A 17,665-nucleotide genomic window follows, 5' to 3' on the forward strand; every position below is an offset into this window, starting at 1 on the left:
ATTATTGTTATCGTCAGTTGCATAATCCGCTTTAATTAACTCCACAAGCTGGAATCAAAAGGGTATAATTGATTGTTTTTTGTTTAAGCAGGTCAGGCATGCACAGGATTAGTATACGCGGCGCCAGAACACATAATTTGAAAAATATCGATGTGGACATTCCGCGAAATCAGTTAACAGTCATTACGGGTTTATCCGGTTCCGGAAAATCATCCCTTGCTTTTGATACGTTATATGCGGAAGGGCAGCGCCGTTACGTGGAGTCTTTGTCGGCCTATGCCAGACAATTTCTTTCCATGATGGAAAAACCGGATGTGGATTCGATCGAGGGACTTTCCCCGGCGATATCCATTGAGCAAAAAGCGACCTCTCATAATCCGCGTTCCACTGTGGGAACAATCACTGAAATTTATGATTATCTGCGCTTGTTATTTGCCCGGGTAGGAGAACCGCGATGCCCTGTCCATCATCATAATTTACATGCTCAAACGGTAAGCCAAATGGTAGATCAGGTGCTGACGCTCCCTGCAGAGCAGCGGGCAATGATTTTAGCGCCGGTGGTGAAAGAGCGTAAGGGCGAGCATTTACAGTTAATGCAGCAATTGCAGGCTCAGGGCTATGTACGGGCTCGAATTGATGGCGAACTCTGCGAACTTGACGATCCCCCTAAACTGGCGCTGCGTCAAAAACATAGCATCGAAGTGGTGGTTGATCGATTTAAAATTCGGGAAGACATTGCGCAGCGGCTTAGTGAGTCCTTTGAAAACGCGCTCAACCTGGCAGAGGGCATTGCCATCGTTGCTTCACTTGATGGGAGTTTCGAGGACATTGTCTTTTCATCCAAGTTTGCCTGCCCGGAATGTGGTTATAGCTTGAGTGAGTTAGAACCGCGCTTGTTTTCTTTTAATAACCCGGTGGGAGCCTGCCCTTCCTGTGATGGCCTGGGTGTTGATCAGTATTTTGATCCAGAGCGAATCATACATGATCGCACAGCCAGTCTTGGTGCGGGTGCAATTCGCGGCTGGGATAAAAAAACCACGTATTATTACCCCTTGTTAGAGTCTTTGGCCGAGCATTACCAATTCGATATCGAGCTTGCCTTTGAAGATCTGCCTGAGTCGGTTCAAAACATTATTCTTTATGGGAGCGGTAAAGAGGAAATTGAATTCCGTTACCATCGCTCTCATGGCGGCTATCTGGTTAAAAAACATCGCTTCGAGGGGGTGATCCCCAACATGGAACGCCGCTACCGCGAGTCAGACTCATCGATGATGCGTGAGGAGTTGGCCAAATATTTATCTTCCCGTCCTTGTCAATTATGCAAGGGAGCTCGTTTGAGAGAGGAAGCGCGCAATGTATTTATTAATGATATCAATTTGCCAGAAATCGCCAACTATTCTATTGAAAAGGCCTATGAATTCTTCAAGCATCTTCATCTGAGTGGAAACAGGGGCGAGATTGCCGGTAAAATTAATAAAGAAATTTGTGAGCGCCTGGGATTCCTGGTCAATGTGGGTCTGGATTATTTGTCCTTAGCCCGCAGCGCTGAAACCCTTTCCGGGGGAGAGGCGCAGCGTATCCGTCTGGCAAGCCAGATTGGTTCCGGTCTGGTAGGCGTCATGTATATTCTCGATGAGCCATCAATCGGTTTGCATCAGCGCGATAATGATCGCCTGCTAAAAACGCTCACCCATTTGCGCAATCTGGGTAATACCGTCATCGTGGTCGAGCATGATGAAGACGCGATTCGTTCTGCGGATTTTGTTCTTGATATCGGACCCGGAGCCGGTGTGCATGGCGGACGTATTATCGCCGCAGGAACCCCGGAAGAAATTATGGCAGAAGAGAAATCTCTGACCGGGCAATACCTCTCAGGGGTTCGTTCTATTGAAGTGCCCAGACAACGCAAACACGTTGACGATGAGCGCATGCTGCATCTGACCGGTGTCTGCTGCAATAATCTGATGAATGTCAATGTGAGTATTCCATTAGGCGTATTGACCTGTGTAACGGGGGTTTCAGGTTCGGGTAAATCGAGTTTGATTAACGACACTCTGTATCCTTTGGCAGCAAATCAATTAAATCGTGCCAGTGTGATGACCCCGGGCTCGATTAAGAAAATAAGTGGTCTCGAACATTGCGACAAGGTCATTGATATTGACCAAAGCCCCATTGGGCGTACTCCGCGCTCAAATCCCGCGACCTATACCGGTTTGTTTACTCCTATTCGGGAATTATTTTCCGGCACGCCGGAGGCGCGGGCTCGCGGTTATCAGCCCGGGCGTTTCAGCTTTAATGTGAAAGGCGGGCGCTGCGAAGCCTGTCAGGGCGATGGGATGATTAAGGTGGAAATGCATTTTCTGCCGGATATTTATGTGGCTTGCGACATTTGTAAAGGCAAACGATATAACCGCGAAACCCTGGAAATCCAGTATAAAGGTAAGAATATTCATGAAGTGCTGGATATGACGGTTGAGGATGCGCGCAGCTTTTTTGATGCAATTCCAGTCATTGCCAGAAAGTGTCAGACTTTAATTGATGTGGGTTTGTCCTATATTCGTTTGGGGCAAAGCGCGACCACCTTGTCGGGCGGTGAAGCCCAGCGAATCAAATTGGCGCGTGAATTATCGAAACGCGACACAGGAAATACTTTGTATATCCTGGACGAGCCGACCACTGGTTTACATTTTCATGATACGAGGCAACTCTTAAGCGTTTTATTCCGTTTAAGGGATCAGGGGAATACGATTATTATCATCGAGCATAATCTTGATGTGATTAAAACGGCCGACTGGATTATTGATTTGGGACCGGAAGGGGGCAGCAAAGGAGGTCAAATTATTGCCACAGGTACCCCGGAAGATATCGCCCGAAACAAGAGATCTTATACCGGTTTGTTTTTGAAGGCTCTATTGAAGAAGAAAAAAGAGGCAGTTTTGTCTTAAAGACTCGCTTAAAGGTAGTTAAGCGGCTTCTTATACCCATTGCATTGCTGGAGATACCAATTCATCCGTCTGTCTTTCTGGCCTGAAACTAAAAAAAGAAGGATTGTAAAGATTTAATCGTTCATGGCAGCGCAAACCAAGGCATACAAATAAGCCCAAGCCAAGCATGGTCAAGGCGGGTGTTGAAGTGGCTACACCGAGGTACATGAATCCAAGACCCCAGAGCATGCCTGATGGGTGGGGTTGAAAAGAATCGCTCGCCCCCTGAATAAACCGGGCATGCTCAATGACATCGTTGAATGATGTACTAAAAGAGTCTTGCTCGGTGTGAGTATGAAGTTCGCTCATAGAAGAAAAATTTTAAAAATTGTCATTTTATGAACCAAAAAAAACAAAGTCAAGTCACTGCTTTTGCAAGCCGACCTATCGGTATAAAACAAAGCAATTTGATTTTTATCTAAAAATAGCTATAACTTCAATATAAAACAAAATTGGATGATTAACATGGGAAAGTTTCTGCTATTCGTTTTGGTTATCCTGGCGCTGCTGGCCTTTTGGGTTATCAGCATCTATAACACCCTCATCGGAATGATCGAGGCGATTAACAATAATAAAAAGCAAATCGATATCCAGTTAGATCGCCGTTTCAAAGTGTTTGAGTCCTTGATACAAACAGTTAACAAATATATGGATTATGAAAAAACGACATTGAAAGATGTGGTTGCTTTACGTAATCAGGCACAGGCCGCAAGGGCTTCTGGCGATGAAAAAGCGAGAATGGACGCAGAGAATCAGATTTCGCAAATCGCATCTGGAATCAATCTGGTATTTGAACAATATCCTGATCTGAAAGCAAGCCAGAATATGCTTCAGCTACAAGAGGAAATTGTAAATACAGAAAACAAATTGTCTTACGCCAAACAAGCCTATAATGACAGCATCGAGCGCTACTATGCCAAGAAAAAATCCTTCGTAGAAGCAATGGTGGTTAATTTCTTTTCCGATAAGCTCAATAAAGAGTTCGAGTATTGGTCTTTACCGGAGGATCAAATCAAGGCGCGAGAAGATTATACTGTCAAGTTTTCCGAGTAAGCCATGCCGCTATCAGACTACCATGCTTCGGTAGGTGACTGGCGAGCCCAGTTACAGAAAAACCAGCGCAAAACGAGGATAGTTATCTTCCTTTTCATCCTGATCTATACCGGGGTGGGTTTGGTAGCCGATGCATTTGTTCTGCAGTCTACTAATCCCAACCTCACTGTGGGCCAGGCCTTTCACGCCTTGTTGACTCTTCAGGTAATTCCCTACGCGACCTTGATCATGGGAGGTATAGCGGTTGTTTCCTTGCTTATCACCTATGCTATGTATGACCGGATTATGTTAATGGGCACTGAATACCGGGAAATTACGCCGGAAACAGCGCAGAATCTCCAGGAAAAGCAGTTGTACAATGTGGTGGAAGAAATGCGCGTTTCTGCGGGACTGAAGTATATGCCCAAGGTATTTCTCATTGAAGCCAACTACATGAATGCCTTTGCCAGCGGCTACAGCGAAAAATCGGCAATGGTAGCTATAACCAGAGGCTTAATAGACAAGCTTGATCGCGCCGAATTGCAGGCGGTGATGGCGCATGAATTAAGCCACATCCGCCATCAGGATATTAAACTGACATTAATGGTTGCTGTATTGAGCAATATTTTGCTGCTAGTGATTGATGTGCTTTTTTATTCGATGATTTACAAACGCGATCGCCGAAACCAGGATAATCGTTTATTGCTGATTATTATGGTGTTGCGCTGGGTATTGCCTATATTGACTGTCGTTTTGGCATTATTTTTAAGCCGTACGCGAGAATATATGGCTGACTCGGGGGCAGTCGAACTCATGCGCGATAATGAACCAATGGCTAGAGCATTGCTTAAAATATCGGAAGATCATGCAGCCAATGCCGAGGAATACACTCAGGAATATGGACGAACTGCCCATGAACAGCTAAGACAGGCCTCCTATTTATTTGATCCCTCCAGTATTGACCCGGTTAAATCACTGACCAGTGCTTTTTCAACTCATCCGCTCACCGAGCAGCGTCTGGAAGCGATTGGATTTAAAAAGAAAGAAAAAAGCTAAAGGCTAAGCTATCTTTCCATGCTGGAAATTTTAAAGCCCCTCTCTCTAACTCTCTCCCCTGAGGGGAGAGAGGACTAAAAGAAAATCCCTCTCCCAAGCTGGGAGAGGCTAGGGTGAGGGTTGATTTTAAACCTCTTTTTATATCAACTAATTGGCTGAATCCGGCAGGCTATTGAATATTCTTTATTGCTTTGAGGTTCAGTAAAATGCAGCTCATTCGTATTGCTGAGCGTGATTTTCCTATCATGATAGGTAATCCCGTCATTTTTCAATACATTAATTAAATTACCCCTTTGAAACAGCACAATGATATGTTTGATCAGCGCTCTGGATGAGCTATTGTTGAATAATCCATGGTATCGGTTAATCACCTGACTTTTATCCAGATAAGTATTAATTTCCCTCTCAATATCCTGTTCTGAATGTTCAGCCAGATGATTCTTCAAAAATTGCTGATTACTTAATACCAGCTCGATAAAATTCAGAATGTTTTCCGTTTTTACAGTGCGATAAGACGACCAGAAGCTTAAACGCGAGCTGAATTTATTTTCCAGGAAGTCAAAAAGATTGGAAAAATTATGAACGATTACTCTGGCCTGATCCGCCTTGGCCTCATAAAAATCAGCGCGATCCTTTTGTTTCTGCAATTCAACCAAGGCTTCATTCAATTTTAGTTCCAGCGCTTCAATGAGTTCCTGTTCCCTGCTCATGCTTAGTTTCAAGGACTGAAAATCATTTCTTAAATTCTCGCTCGCTCTATTAAAACTCTCTTCGTATAGCTTGAACCGTTCGAGAATGCTGCCAATTCTGCCCTGCATGTTCTCTTTAAGCAGCGATAACTCTTTACTTGCTTCCTGGGCTACTTTGGAGTTATCACCCGAAAGAATTTCCCGCACATCTTTTAATTTATCATCCAGAGTGCTTTTCAGTTCTTTAATATCTTTCACATTACGATGAAAATCGGCAAGAATAGTCGTGAAAAGATCTTCATTTGCCTTTTCAATTTTTTTTACATCTTCCAGATGTTTTTTATTACTTGCCTTCAATTGCTGGACCAAATCCTGTGTTTCGCTAAATTGCCCCTTTACTTTGGCAATATCACTTGAAAGGCTGACTATTTGCGTTTGCTGTTGGATATTTTCCTTTGTTAACAGCTTGTTTCGGGTTTGCAGTTTTTTGACACGCTCACCATTGATATCAATCTGTCTGATAAGCTCTCCCATATGGGCGGTGATATCTCCGAGTGCCTGGAAAAACTGGTGCAGGGGAGGCGCAAGTTCTTCCCGGCATTTCTCTCTGATCTTATTTTCAAAATCTCGCAGCCGTTTATAAAACTCAATAAATGAAAGCAAACTCCCATGTTTGGGATAAAGTAAAACGAATTCCAGCTGTTCAGCTCCTAAACCGAGCAGGGAGCTGGTCGCGTTCCACTTATATACCGGACTGTTCATTTGCTTGAGGAATTGATAAAGCCCCTCTGGTATTTCCGCTTCATTTTCCCCAAAGGTAATTTTACAGCTGCTGACCTGACCTCCTGCAATTTTCCCAGCAGTATATGAAGAGGAAATACGCAATTTACCGCAGAGTTTATTAACTGCACCATTCACATTCATCAATTGCAGTTGGGTAAACTTGAGCGAAGTGAATACTTCATTTTCAGACTTATCAATTTCTGAAAACTGTGACGGTAATTCAGGATTCAAGCCAAGTAAGCGGGTTAAACCATATTCTTCAAAGGTCCTGGCAATATTAAACAGATAAATTCGGTCTTCTTTAGTGAGGTTATTGGCATCAAAGGGTGTTCTTTGTTCGTCCGTCTCATAACTCTTAAGCTTATCAAGTCCATCATGAAGATACTGCATGCGTCGGCGCAGAAACTCCAGCTGTTCAAGGTTGTTTTGGAATACCGAATTAGTAATGAAGCTGGTGCGTTTTATCAGCTTATTGTCATCAAGAGGTTCAGTAATCGACATGAAAGATTGTTTGGGATTGACGAGCGGCATCTTCTTGCTTCTCATCCATTTGGTATCATTCATCAAATCCAGCAATTCCTTAACCTGCGCATACTCAAAGAATTCGGATAAGCGCCTCATTGCCTCTCGATAAAAAATATGTATTACCAAACGTCTGGCTTTGTATTCCCCCTTTTCGGACATCCCTTTAAAGCCATATTGAATTGCAGACTCAAGAAAGTCTTTCTCGAGTGCCTGACAAATAAATAAAAGCTTGAAAATGGCTATCATTTCCCGCGATAACTGATCTCTGCAATTTTGATCGATAGGCGTTTTAATTAAGAAACCATATCTGGGATCCCAGGATGCAATATCACTCATGGATTTGGGATTATCAAAAATATCCTGATAACGCACAAAAGATAATCCATCCTCCTCTTGGGCAAGACGGTTAAGTCCTTCTGAGACTTTTGCCAGCGGTTTCAGTAATTTAAAAATACCATATTCATTAAAGGGAACCTTTCCGGTTGCCTGGGAAGTATCTGCTCTTAGCATATTCTGGGTTATTTTATAGGCAGAAAGTTGGGTGGCATCTGCTCCTGCCTGGGCATCAAACAAACGGGCAAATAACTCCATTAAATGATTATTCAAGTCATAGAGATCGCGGGTACAATGGACAGACATGGTCTGTACGCTAATTTCTCGCTGCTCGACAATTAATTGATCAATTAAATCACCAAAATGTTTCTGTACCTCTTGGGCGAGCGTGGTGCGCTGCTTCTGAGTTTTTACAAAATAATCAGCAATCGTTTTATTATAATTTTCGGTAAGACCTTCATTGTCTAAAATATTCTGAAAATAGCTTGTGATAATAGTTCTGAATTTTTCAAGGCGTTCTTCATTTTCATACCCCGGCAACTGGGCTATTCCTTTCATTGCCTGGATTAGGAGCACTGTAGTGTTACGCATGATTTGCACAGTAGCCTTGGCTAGTGCGCGATTTTCAGAGTTAATCACCTCGCGGTTTTTCAGGTAGCTGTCAAAATATTCGTGAATAGTTCGCTCAATGGAAGAGGCAAGCGTATCGGGCGGGGTCATGAGCTGGCTGCTCTCCTGCAGCATATGAATCTGGAAAATATTCCCGTCTGCCGGACTCTCATGAAGCAGGCAGAATTTGTCCAGTTCTGGCTTTAGTAAGGTTCCAAGATTTAATTGCAGCTCGCAGCCTTTATCCAGCAGGTTTAATTCTTTGACAGTGATTTCAAGGATACTTGCAAAATTGAAATTTATGAATTCTCCGGCCGCCTTATTCAGGCCGCTCATTTGCATAATAAGCTTTTTTTGGTCAGATTGCGCTTTTAAAGAGGTTAAATAGCTCCCCAGAAATGTTCCGGCCATTACACCAGCCGTGCCTGCGATGACTTCACCGGAAACAACCTTGGTGCCGATCATTGTCGCCAAAAGTCCAAACATGTTCATCTCCCTAAATGCATCAATGAATGCTCTCTTCCATGAAAACGCTTAAACAATTCATCGAATTTTTCAACGTATTGTCTAAATCAGCATTGATTTGTTAACCATATAACAGGTTTGATGAAGACGTCAACGCTTGCGTTGAGAATAAAAAAAACAATTTATTACGGGAATAAGCAGCTCGATTTTATAGTGTAGCAAAGTCACTCTAATCCCTGTAGTGGGAATGAACTTTAATTTGGAGATGGGTTTAATATAAACATATTGGGATTATCAGATCGTAATTATCCCAATATGCTATTGTTTAGGAGACTATGCAGCAGGGCCGTTCATCGTCCTCATCCGGTTGTTGAACTGTTTGTACGCTTGGAACCGGAAAAATATTGTTGTAAACAATTAAAACGTCTTGCATGAAATCATTGGCGTCACTGTTTAAGGCATGTTCCGGCAAATGCCGAAAAGAGTATTTGGCTGAGATATTAGCCATCCATTGCAAACCCTGAGCATGCAAAGAGTTTCTGGGAGTTCTCGCGAGTATATCACCTGGTCTTAGTATTACTGGAAACGCTGCGTTTTCCAGAGCGAGCATATAATCTGCCAAGACCGTAAACTCGGGTTTGTTTAATCGTCCGATGACTGCATTAAAGCGGCATTCCAGAATACAATGGCTATTGTCCAGTAACTCAAGGCAGAGTTTACGTAATGCCTCAGCTTCTGGCGTTAAAGCAATTTCTGCGATTTTACTGCGGGTCGCTTTTCTATTGGCCTCGTTTGTGGTCAACACCCTTTCCCATCGTTGAACTATACCCGAAAGCGACAGAGGAGCAAAATGAGTAAATTGGCTGGCATTAGTTTTATTCTTGCTGTAGTTGCGAAATAGCTCCAGGGCCGCCTCGGGGCTGGTAATTTTCTCCAGGTCAGTTTTGAGCTCCAAAGCACGCTTGCAAACTTGTTCATCTTCCTTGTGCTCTCTGATGAAGCGTGCGAGCTCATCCCCATAGCTTGTCAAAATATTTGCTGCCATCTGACCTCCCTTGTGAGGTTTTACTCACGCAATCCGACCCCTTTTTTCAGTAATATCATATTAGCTGCAATTAATAGTACGATCAAGACAAAAATAATGCACATCGACAAAGACATGCTCATCTCTTGTTTGCCAATCATTGCGCCGCGTAACGCACTGACCATATAAAGGATAGGATTTAAATGAGAAAGCTTCTGCCAGAATGTGGGCAACATAGCGGTCGAATAGAACACCCCTCCCAGATAGGTCAGGGGAGTCAGCACAAAAGTAGGGATTAGCATGACATCGTCAAAATTTCTGGCGATCATTGCATTGGTAAAACCCGCCAGAGAAAAGATGGCAGAAACCAGCAGCACTACAAGCAAGGTCAGCGGCAGGTGGTGCGGATCAATAGGCACGAAATACCAGGACACCAGAAAAACCAGAAAGGCGACGATGACACCGCGAAGCACACCGCCAATTACATATCCCAGGAGCAGCAGGCCATCATGCATCGGGCTGACCAGGATTTCTTCAATACTTTTCTGAAAGCGAACGGTAAACAACGAAGTCGATACATTGCCATAGGCATTGGTAATGACTGTCATCATAATCAGACCAGGGGCGATAAACTCGGGATAGCTGACCCCCTGGATGTTTCCAATTCGCGGGCCTATCAAGGTTCCAAAAATTAAAAAGTACAATGCTGTGGTGATAACCGGCGGCAAAAACACCTGTGAGCTGATGCGAAACATACGCACTAGCTCGCGTCTTACTACGGTATAAAAAGCAATCAACTGTTGATTAATGGTCATGATTGATTAAATCCAGAAAGAGTTCTTCAAGCCGATTGGTTTTATTGCGAAGGCTTTGAATTTTAATCCCATTCGCCGAAAGTTCTGCGAATACCTCATTCAGCGAGACACTGTTATTCACTCGTAGCTCAAAAGTCGTGCAGTCAATCAGGCTTGTTTCAAACAGCGGCATTACGGGTAATTGTTCGATGGGTTCCTGTGTGTTAAATACAAAGGTCTGATGATTCAAGCTATTTAGCAAACTGCGCATCGAGGTGTTTTTTATAATCACCCCCTCGTCAATTATTGCAATGTGTTTGCAGAGCTGCTCTGCCTCTTCGAGATAATGGGTGGTCAAAATAATGGTTGTCCCTTCCGCGTTCGTTTGTTTCAGAAAGTCCCACATGCTTCGCCGAATTTCAATATCAACTCCGGCGGTTGGTTCATCCAGAATGAGCACTTTCGGTTGATGCATTAAGGCTCTTGCAATCATCAGTCGGCGTTTCATACCTCCTGATAAATGCCGCACTATGCTGCGGCGTTTTTCCCATATTCCCAATTGTTCAAGCAGTAAATGCGCCCGCGGTCTCGCCGTAGAGCGTGAAATCCCGTAAAAGCCAGCCTGATTAAGTAAAATCTGCTCGCAGGTCTCAAAAATATTAAGATTAAATTCCTGAGGAACCAGACCAAGACAGGATTTGGCAAGATAGGGATGTTCATCCAAATCATAACCATAAATGCGAATGCTGCCGGAGGATTTGGTTAGTAATGTGGTGATAAGCCCGATAGTGGTTGATTTCCCAGCTCCATTAGCTCCCAGTAAAGCAAAGAAATCGCCTGTTTTTACAGTCAGGTCAATTCCTTTTAATGCTTCAACTTTATTGCCGTAGATTTTACGTAATTGTCTAATTTCCAAAGCGTTCATTGCCAGGTTCCGTGAACAAATTCATTATGAAAATGTGGCCTATTGAAAAGGAAAAATAACGTTGAATGGAGCGAATAGCAAGCACTATTAGTGTATGCTACCCCGTTTCGCACTTTATGCAGCGTTATTGCATGAATGATCGTAGGTGCAAGAAAAATGTCTTTGCGAGCGTCAGCGAAGCAATCCAGCTCTTAACTTTGTTCAAGGTTCGATCTGGATTGCTTCACTTCGTTCACAAAGAGCAGGTTAGTTGCTTGATTCTGATGCCGCAACGCGGCTTTATGCAGAATCGAAAGCGAATGCTTACCTCGGCTGTAATGAATTGCGATCTTCACTAAATTCATCAAACTCATCGTCGGTATCATTGTTTGTTAATCCCGCATCAATGTTGGCCTGCCTGATTTGCTCCATTTTGCTCATAAACTCAGGCGTGATCCATTCGGGCAGGAATTTTTTTTTTCCCCTTTTTTTTCTTCCGGTTCTTTTACTGGAGCAGAACTCCTGGCTTTAAGTACAAAATTCAGCTCATCTTGCATAGTGGCAAAAAATTGTGGTTGCCCTGGTTTTGAGGCTAATTTCTTTAATTTTAAAGGGGGTTTTGTATTGGCGGTTTCCCCTTCTTTTTTTAATGGCCGCGGAGGCACAGGCGGTGCTGGTGGTGCTTTGCGCTGGGTTGGCGGTTCAACTTCTGTTTCACTCTTTAAAACAGGTGAGAGTTTGGTCGGTAAATCTGAGCCTGTCGGCGGAGGCGAGAGGATGGGCGGCTGTTTAACCGGCGAGTTGTCTACCTTGATTATCGGTTCAGGCACCCGTTGAGGTGCGGGGCTATTTGCAATAACTTTTTGTAAGTTAACTGCATGGCTGGCTTCTTCAATCATATCCCAGGCATGTTCATAGCGGGTCACTTTTTCTCTTAATGAATGCAACTCTGCCTCATTGTCATTTTTGTGCCGCTCCAGTTCTTCATTATGAGTTTGTAATTCACGTTTTTCATTAGAGAGCTTGGCTTTCTCAGCCTCCAGCTCCTTAATTTTTAACTTATAGACTTCTATTTCCAGACAATGGGCTTCTCTCTCTCTGGATATCGCCTGCATTAAATTACCAATCAGGCTGACTTTGGAATTTTTAGTATTGAATTTAATTGAGAGGGTGACGCCAATATGATGGTCTTCTTGTGTGATCTCTGCATATTTATTAGTGAATGTGCCCATGTGGGCAAGAAAAATAGGGTCCTGGCTAAACAACATAACAGCGGAGTGTTTTAAAAAATTGAGCAGGTCGTCTTCGTCAAAAATATCCGGGGTTTTTACAAAACAACTTTGCAGAAATTTAAGATTTTCAAGGATCGTATCAGCATGAGTATCTTTATTCCATTTTAAATACCGGCTCAGGTTATTGTTTCCGTATTGCTCAACTAAATCGTTAAATAACGAAATAAACTCTTTGCTTACACTCATTTCCGGCTCCCTGGATTGATGCGGCAATAGCCCATCAATCCATTTAATAGCAACCGGCAAATAAATTCAACAGACTGAATTAATAATTTGTTGAGTACTTACTCGTTTTAACCATCCGGCAATGCTGACACGGGTCTGATGGGTCAGCTCCACTTCATGAGGAAGATCGCTTGTAAAGCAAATGAAGCGATCAGCCTGAGGTAAAATCGATACCAGGAGTTGTTCTTCCTGGTTATACACCTTCAGGGCTCCGCCATCTTCAGCCTTCCAGCCCTCATTTAAGTAATAAACACAGGAAATACGCCTATCCTTGTTATTTTGAAATTGATCCACATGCTTTTTATAAAAAGTGCCGGGCTGATAAATGGCATAATGGGTTTCAAACTGATTCAAGCCCATGAACAGGACATTATTTAATTCGCGGCTGATTTGGTTTATTTTCTGAAAATAATAGTTTACCGCCAAATCAAATTCATCGGGATCAAGCCAGAGAATACTATCCCCTCTGATTTCCTGCTGCCGGCTAACAGAGGAATTACCTACTCGAGCTTGTTTAAAACGTTGATCAGCGTCTCCGCACAAGGCATTGGTTCTAAGTTGCCTGGCATGCTCTTCGCCCAGAAAGTTCTCAATTATATGAAACCCTTGATTACAAAGATTATCAATCAGATTTGAATCGACCATGAACATCCAGAAATACGAGAGCTTTACACAATAATTATTGCGACTGCCTCGAAAAAAGCAGAAATCATAGTCCATTTTGCTAAAGAGAGCGAGAAGTTTTAGCGTAGGGCCGAGATTAGTCTATTTGCCATTGAGAAGGTTTCGTCTTTCTTTCCAGTCTGGTAAAAATTGCGTCATCAGCTGTTTAAAATAATGGTTATGACTTGCTTCGATCAAATGAACCATTTCATGCACAAAAACATATTCAATACACGCTAGTGGATGATGAATCAAATGCAGACTTAGCCAGATGCGGCCTTTGCTGGTATTGCAGGATCCCCAGCGGCTTCGCATCGCGCGAATGCCAAGGAATTTGGGAAACACCTTAATGATCGGTTGCCATTTGTTTAACAGAGTATCCATTAAACGCCCAAGCTCCTGCCGATACCAGTTATCCAGTATCCTGGTAAGATTTTGAGCGTTATTTAAAGTGCTCGAGAAATGCAATTGTTCATTAACGATACCGAGAACTTGATTGCCTGAGCTTCCATTCTGCACAAGAGAGTAAACTTTTCCCAGAAATTTAATCTGATTTGCAGCAAGAGGTTGCTGAGGTGAGCGCCCGGCAACCTCTTTATGCTTCTCAATAATCCAGGACTGGCGGCTCTGTAAAAATTGCTCAATCGCGGCATCGCTCATTCTATGCGGTGCACTGACGATGATTTCACCATGCGGCGCCTTAATTCTTAAATATAGATGTTTAATTGACTTCCTAATAATTCTGACAGGCTGTTCATTGATCAGTTGAGCCACTTAATATCCGAATAGAAAAAAGCCTATTATATCTGAATTAACCAGTGTGGCTATCGTTCTGCTGGAATACAGGGGCTGTCGACGTATTCACCATTAATTTTGAGCACCATGTTGATACTTCGCCGATGATAGCGAGACAAAATATCATACTGAGCTGTGCTCATATAACCGTAACTGTTTCCACAATATACCAGTGAATGGGCAGACGCTGAAGGCTTGGGCTTTAAGGGTAAATCACACTCCCAGCGAAATCGACCAGGATCACAGTTTGCAAATGTTAAGGAAACTGGCAAGATGAACAAAAGGATCGCTATACTTTTTTTCATGGCAGGCTCTTTTTTTATTATTGTTTGACTTAATATCGGCGGTTGTCATTATTTCTTTAACGGGATGATTGATTTTGCAAGGAGTATCAACGTGACATTAACGACTAAAGATTATCTCGATTTTCTAAGGGATGGTGACTATCTCCGTGCGCTGGACTGGACGGCTTATCTCGAAAAAAAATGCGGTGTCAAAGCGGGAGGAGGAGATGATTTGCTGCCGATAGGCGTCTTTGAATTAATTCGCTATGGATTTCGTCCTGAAGATATGAAGCATATTGAACTGCTTTATGCGGCGCAAGGGGTCAATCTTTTCAAGGGGGCTGCGGGATATGGCTGCACTAATCTTATAAGTGCCGCTTTGCAATATATGGTTTATTTCAAACACCAGCTCCTGATGTTCTATGCGACTAATGAAGACTGGGGGTCGAATGAGTCCTGGAACAACGCTGCCGTAATTAAGCATATGGAAAGACAATGCCCTGCTTTGTCTGCAGAAGCTAACAGTAAATTTTTACGTAAAGAATATAAGGAGCTCGATAAACGCACGCAAAAACTGCTAAAAGAAGTTCAGGAACTTAAGGGAAACAGCGAAATTCAAAAGTTGAGGGCAAATATTGAGTCGCTTGAGCCCTACTGTGACCTTTGTAATGAGTATGCAGATTTATTATCAAAAGCACTCGACTCCCTTAACACTGGAAAAGAAGAAAATCCGCTTGAGCAACAGGTTTCACCTACATCCAGGAACCGTGCCGATGAGGCGAAAGTAACTGCGGTGCGTTTTGGATTAGTTAAAATTCTGAATGAGTATTTCAGAGTTTCAATGGCCAACAAAATCGATTGGAATAAGATAAGGTTACAGCTTGATGAAATAAAGGCACAACAGCCGCTAGACTGGGAATTTAATTATCTGAAAAGGTTGCAACCGCCTTTTAGCCTGGGGAAGGTTATTGCTGACAAACAAAATCAGCTTTTGTTTTTTGGTATGCACTGTTTGCAAAGTATCATTGGCTGTGACTCGTCTTCTCTTCGCGCTTCATCGGAAGGTCCCCAATCTTAAAGCCTGTGCTTTCACAATCTCAATCTGCTTGATTATTGAACATTGTTATGTATAATAGAGCAACATTTGATCAGTTGGCGTGGTGTAGTTATGGTAGATGTGGTTATAGTGGGTGCGGGTCCTATTGGTTTGGCTCATGCCTGGGCCATGAAGAAGTTAAATCCCGACTTAAGCATTGTCATTTATGAAAAATATACGGAATACCAGCGCAAACATACGCTTAGCATGCAATGGCAACACCTGGACTCATTAATGAAAGCGACGGGAACCGAGGAGCATCCAACACTTAAACCTCTGCTGGCCCGACTTAAAAAAGATCCGCATATTCGCACTAGCGAACTTGAAAAAATATTCAAAGAGCTGGCTCTGGAGTGTGAAGAAGGATGCGAGCCTACAAGGATTATCCACGAGGCCATCACGCCGGAAAATATTGAAGAAAAGATTCTTGAAGGTCATCCTGAGGCCAAGCTGATCCTTGGCGCGGATGGAACTCACAGCGTCGTCAGTAAACACTTTTTTGGAGAAGATAATCAGGTTAAGGAGGAATTTGACTATGTATTGCAGCTTCGTTACGAAGTCAATGGTTCACATAAAAATGAAGAAGTTGCAGCCGTCAACTTTTATCAGAATATGGCGCGTGGCGGGATGATTGCCAGCGAATATGTGGGGCATTTCGCAAAAGGTCAAACTCCTGTTACCATGCAAATGATGATTTCAAAAGAAGTCTTTGATCGTTTGAAGTCCATCGCTACCTCGCAAAAGCCTATTCATCTTAAAAACAACGAGCAGGCAAAGAATCTTCCTCAGGATATTCGTAGTTTTCTCACCCGCTATCTTGAGCTTAAAATTGAAAAATGCCATGAAGATTCCTCTCTCATCGATTGGAACTCGGTGCGGGTTAGCGTCAACGAAGCGCCGGCGACTTATGCCAAACAAATCAGTACGCAGGTCGCAAGAAAAGACGGCTCCAAAGTCCATGTTAAGCTGGCTGGTGATGCCCAATTAGGACTTTCCTATTTCAAGGGGTTGAACGCCGGAAACGAGGCGACTGCAATTTTTATTGAGCAGATGAAAAAGCATATTGATAATGGATTTGCTAATGAAGAACAATTCGAGCTCAGTCTCAATCAGTATCAAACCTGGTTTACCGAAGTTTATGCACCTAAAAAAGTGCATGAAGTGTCCCAGTACAGCCGCCGCAATATTCGTGCTCCAATGCGAATCATGGAAGCCGTACAAAAGGTAAAGGGCATTTCATGGATGGACGACATTGACTCATCTGAAGAGTTGCTTAATGCGTATTTTAATTTACAGCAGGCCCCTGCGCATCAGGTGAGCAGAGAAAAGCAATGGCGTAAATACCCGCATCGCAGCTATGATCCTGTCGGTTTGGGTGATTGGAAATATATTCCTTTAACTCATCATTTTAAAAAGACTGTTAAACTGTTTACGGACTTTTTCAGACCTTATAAAACATCTGCTTCATGGCATCCATTCAAACAAGACTTAAGACAACCCCTGGTTGGGTTGCTGAATGTAGGCAGTGGGTTACTTAAAACGCTGGTCGGCTTGCTGAGCTTGAATCCCTGGCGATTTTTGGACGGGATATTCAGTCTGGTCAGGGGAGCGATAGAAATTGCGACCACCCCGCTGACCTGGCTGCTCAAGCCAATTACCCGAGGCATAACCACCTTAATCTACAAAGGTTTCTGGGGGCCTAAAAAAATCGAAGACAACACCGGCATGCGACAACTTGCTAATTTAGGTATTAAGGCTGTCGATGAATTCGATAGGGAATCCCTTGATCATCAGCCCTCTGCCCAATCGAGTTATAACATTATAGCCATTTGTCATGATATGCATCGCAAATATATGAAAGGCATTCGTCATCAACAAATGACGGATGTGGCAATGGATGAACATGCGGCCTATAAGCAGGTAATTGCTGAGCCTGTTGTGGATCCAATCACGGCGCGCCAATATTTCTCCCTTTTCCATAACAAGCCAGAGAATAAGGGCAATAAAGCTCAAGCCCCAGCGGAGAAAGAGGGTTTATCCATCTGATTAAAAAAGCCCTGAGCATGCAAAGCGGAATCAGGGCTTTTTCTATCTAATGCCTACACTGTGACC

The 17,665-nt window shown here is 43.2% G+C and carries 14 protein-coding genes; 5 read left to right on the forward strand and 9 right to left on the reverse strand.

Going from position 1 to position 17,665, the window contains the following annotated elements:
* Positions 1-98 precede the first annotated feature (98 nt).
* Positions 99-2,945 (forward strand): excinuclease ABC subunit UvrA, encoded by a 2,847-nt coding sequence (uvrA, locus tag DYH61_RS01450; RefSeq protein WP_058507982.1) that lies wholly within the window; start codon positions 99-101, stop codon positions 2,943-2,945.
* 30 nt (positions 2,946-2,975) lie between these two features.
* Here the strand turns inward: uvrA and DYH61_RS01455 are convergent, their stop codons facing one another.
* A complete protein-coding gene (locus DYH61_RS01455; RefSeq protein ID WP_058507983.1) occupies positions 2,976-3,293 on the reverse strand; it encodes a hypothetical protein in 318 nt (105 codons plus the stop codon).
* 156 nt (positions 3,294-3,449) lie between these two features.
* Between DYH61_RS01455 and DYH61_RS01460 the strand changes: the two genes are divergently transcribed.
* Positions 3,450-4,037, forward strand: coding sequence for a LemA family protein (locus DYH61_RS01460; protein WP_058507984.1), 588 nt, complete (start codon positions 3,450-3,452; stop codon positions 4,035-4,037).
* Positions 4,038-4,040: 3 nt separating this feature from the next.
* The gene (gene htpX / locus DYH61_RS01465) at positions 4,041-5,072 is read left to right on the forward strand and encodes a zinc metalloprotease HtpX (RefSeq protein WP_058507985.1); all 1,032 of its coding nucleotides are present in this window, start codon (positions 4,041-4,043) and stop codon (positions 5,070-5,072) included.
* Between the two features lie 143 nt (positions 5,073-5,215).
* Here htpX and DYH61_RS01470 read toward each other — a convergent pair whose 3' ends face one another.
* The 8 genes from DYH61_RS01470 to DYH61_RS01505 all read right to left on the reverse strand — a co-directional run bounded on the left by DYH61_RS01470 (position 5,216) and on the right by DYH61_RS01505 (position 14,478).
* Positions 5,216-8,497 carry a coiled-coil domain-containing protein gene (locus tag DYH61_RS01470; RefSeq protein WP_058507986.1) on the reverse strand — a complete coding sequence of 1,094 codons (3,282 nt, stop codon included), beginning with the start codon at positions 8,495-8,497 and terminating at the stop codon, positions 5,216-5,218.
* Between the two features lie 304 nt (positions 8,498-8,801).
* Positions 8,802-9,521: a hypothetical protein gene (locus DYH61_RS01475; protein ID WP_058507987.1), complete on the reverse strand. Its 720-nt coding sequence runs from the start codon at positions 9,519-9,521 to the stop codon at positions 8,802-8,804.
* Positions 9,522-9,541: 20 nt separating this feature from the next.
* The gene (locus DYH61_RS01480; RefSeq protein WP_058507988.1) at positions 9,542-10,315 is read right to left on the reverse strand and encodes an ABC transporter permease; all 774 of its coding nucleotides are present in this window, start codon (positions 10,313-10,315) and stop codon (positions 9,542-9,544) included.
* Positions 10,305-11,219: an ABC transporter ATP-binding protein gene (locus DYH61_RS01485; RefSeq protein ID WP_058507989.1), complete on the reverse strand. Its 915-nt coding sequence runs from the start codon at positions 11,217-11,219 to the stop codon at positions 10,305-10,307. Before DYH61_RS01485 ends, DYH61_RS01480 begins: the two co-directional genes overlap by 11 nt.
* A gap of 416 nt (positions 11,220-11,635) precedes the next feature.
* Positions 11,636-12,676, reverse strand: coding sequence for a hypothetical protein (locus tag DYH61_RS01490; RefSeq protein WP_058507990.1), 1,041 nt, complete (start codon positions 12,674-12,676; stop codon positions 11,636-11,638).
* A gap of 66 nt (positions 12,677-12,742) precedes the next feature.
* Positions 12,743-13,360, reverse strand: coding sequence for a 2OG-Fe(II) oxygenase (locus DYH61_RS01495; protein WP_058507991.1), 618 nt, complete (start codon positions 13,358-13,360; stop codon positions 12,743-12,745).
* Positions 13,361-13,480: 120 nt separating this feature from the next.
* Positions 13,481-14,152 (reverse strand): M48 family metallopeptidase, encoded by a 672-nt coding sequence (locus DYH61_RS01500; protein WP_058507992.1) that lies wholly within the window; start codon positions 14,150-14,152, stop codon positions 13,481-13,483.
* Between the two features lie 50 nt (positions 14,153-14,202).
* Positions 14,203-14,478: a hypothetical protein gene (locus DYH61_RS01505; RefSeq protein ID WP_058507993.1), complete on the reverse strand. Its 276-nt coding sequence runs from the start codon at positions 14,476-14,478 to the stop codon at positions 14,203-14,205.
* Positions 14,479-14,569: 91 nt separating this feature from the next.
* On the opposite strand from DYH61_RS01505, the gene DYH61_RS01510 reads away from it, so the two are divergent.
* The gene (locus DYH61_RS01510) at positions 14,570-15,535 is read left to right on the forward strand and encodes a hypothetical protein (protein ID WP_058507994.1); all 966 of its coding nucleotides are present in this window, start codon (positions 14,570-14,572) and stop codon (positions 15,533-15,535) included.
* A 90-nt stretch (positions 15,536-15,625) separates the two neighbouring features.
* Positions 15,626-17,599 carry an FAD-dependent monooxygenase family protein gene (locus DYH61_RS01515; RefSeq protein ID WP_058507995.1) on the forward strand — a complete coding sequence of 658 codons (1,974 nt, stop codon included), beginning with the start codon at positions 15,626-15,628 and terminating at the stop codon, positions 17,597-17,599.
* Positions 17,600-17,665: the final 66 nt, after the last annotated feature.

It is taken from the genome of Legionella quinlivanii, from assembly GCF_900461555.1.
In the GTDB taxonomy this organism is placed as follows: Bacteria; Pseudomonadota; Gammaproteobacteria; order Legionellales; family Legionellaceae; genus Legionella_C; species Legionella_C quinlivanii.

What these genes read in the sequence shown, in the direction of transcription:
- uvrA (WP_058507982.1), top strand. Translation starts at nt 99, where the DNA reads ATGCACAGGATTAGTATACGCGGCGCCAGAACACATAATTTGAAAAAT.
- DYH61_RS01455 (WP_058507983.1), bottom strand. Translation starts at nt 3,293, where the DNA reads ATGAGCGAACTTCATACTCACACCGAGCAAGACTCTTTTAGTACATCA.
- DYH61_RS01480 (WP_058507988.1), bottom strand. Translation starts at nt 10,315, where the DNA reads ATGACCATTAATCAACAGTTGATTGCTTTTTATACCGTAGTAAGACGC.
- DYH61_RS01495 (WP_058507991.1), bottom strand. Translation starts at nt 13,360, where the DNA reads ATGGTCGATTCAAATCTGATTGATAATCTTTGTAATCAAGGGTTTCAT.
- DYH61_RS01485 (WP_058507989.1), bottom strand. Translation starts at nt 11,219, where the DNA reads ATGAACGCTTTGGAAATTAGACAATTACGTAAAATCTACGGCAATAAA.
- htpX (WP_058507985.1), top strand. Translation starts at nt 4,041, where the DNA reads ATGCCGCTATCAGACTACCATGCTTCGGTAGGTGACTGGCGAGCCCAG.
- DYH61_RS01515 (WP_058507995.1), top strand. Translation starts at nt 15,626, where the DNA reads ATGGTAGATGTGGTTATAGTGGGTGCGGGTCCTATTGGTTTGGCTCAT.
- DYH61_RS01470 (WP_058507986.1), bottom strand. Translation starts at nt 8,497, where the DNA reads ATGTTTGGACTTTTGGCGACAATGATCGGCACCAAGGTTGTTTCCGGT.
- DYH61_RS01460 (WP_058507984.1), top strand. Translation starts at nt 3,450, where the DNA reads ATGGGAAAGTTTCTGCTATTCGTTTTGGTTATCCTGGCGCTGCTGGCC.
- DYH61_RS01475 (WP_058507987.1), bottom strand. Translation starts at nt 9,521, where the DNA reads ATGGCAGCAAATATTTTGACAAGCTATGGGGATGAGCTCGCACGCTTC.
- DYH61_RS01505 (WP_058507993.1), bottom strand. Translation starts at nt 14,478, where the DNA reads ATGAAAAAAAGTATAGCGATCCTTTTGTTCATCTTGCCAGTTTCCTTA.
- DYH61_RS01490 (WP_058507990.1), bottom strand. Translation starts at nt 12,676, where the DNA reads ATGAGTGTAAGCAAAGAGTTTATTTCGTTATTTAACGATTTAGTTGAG.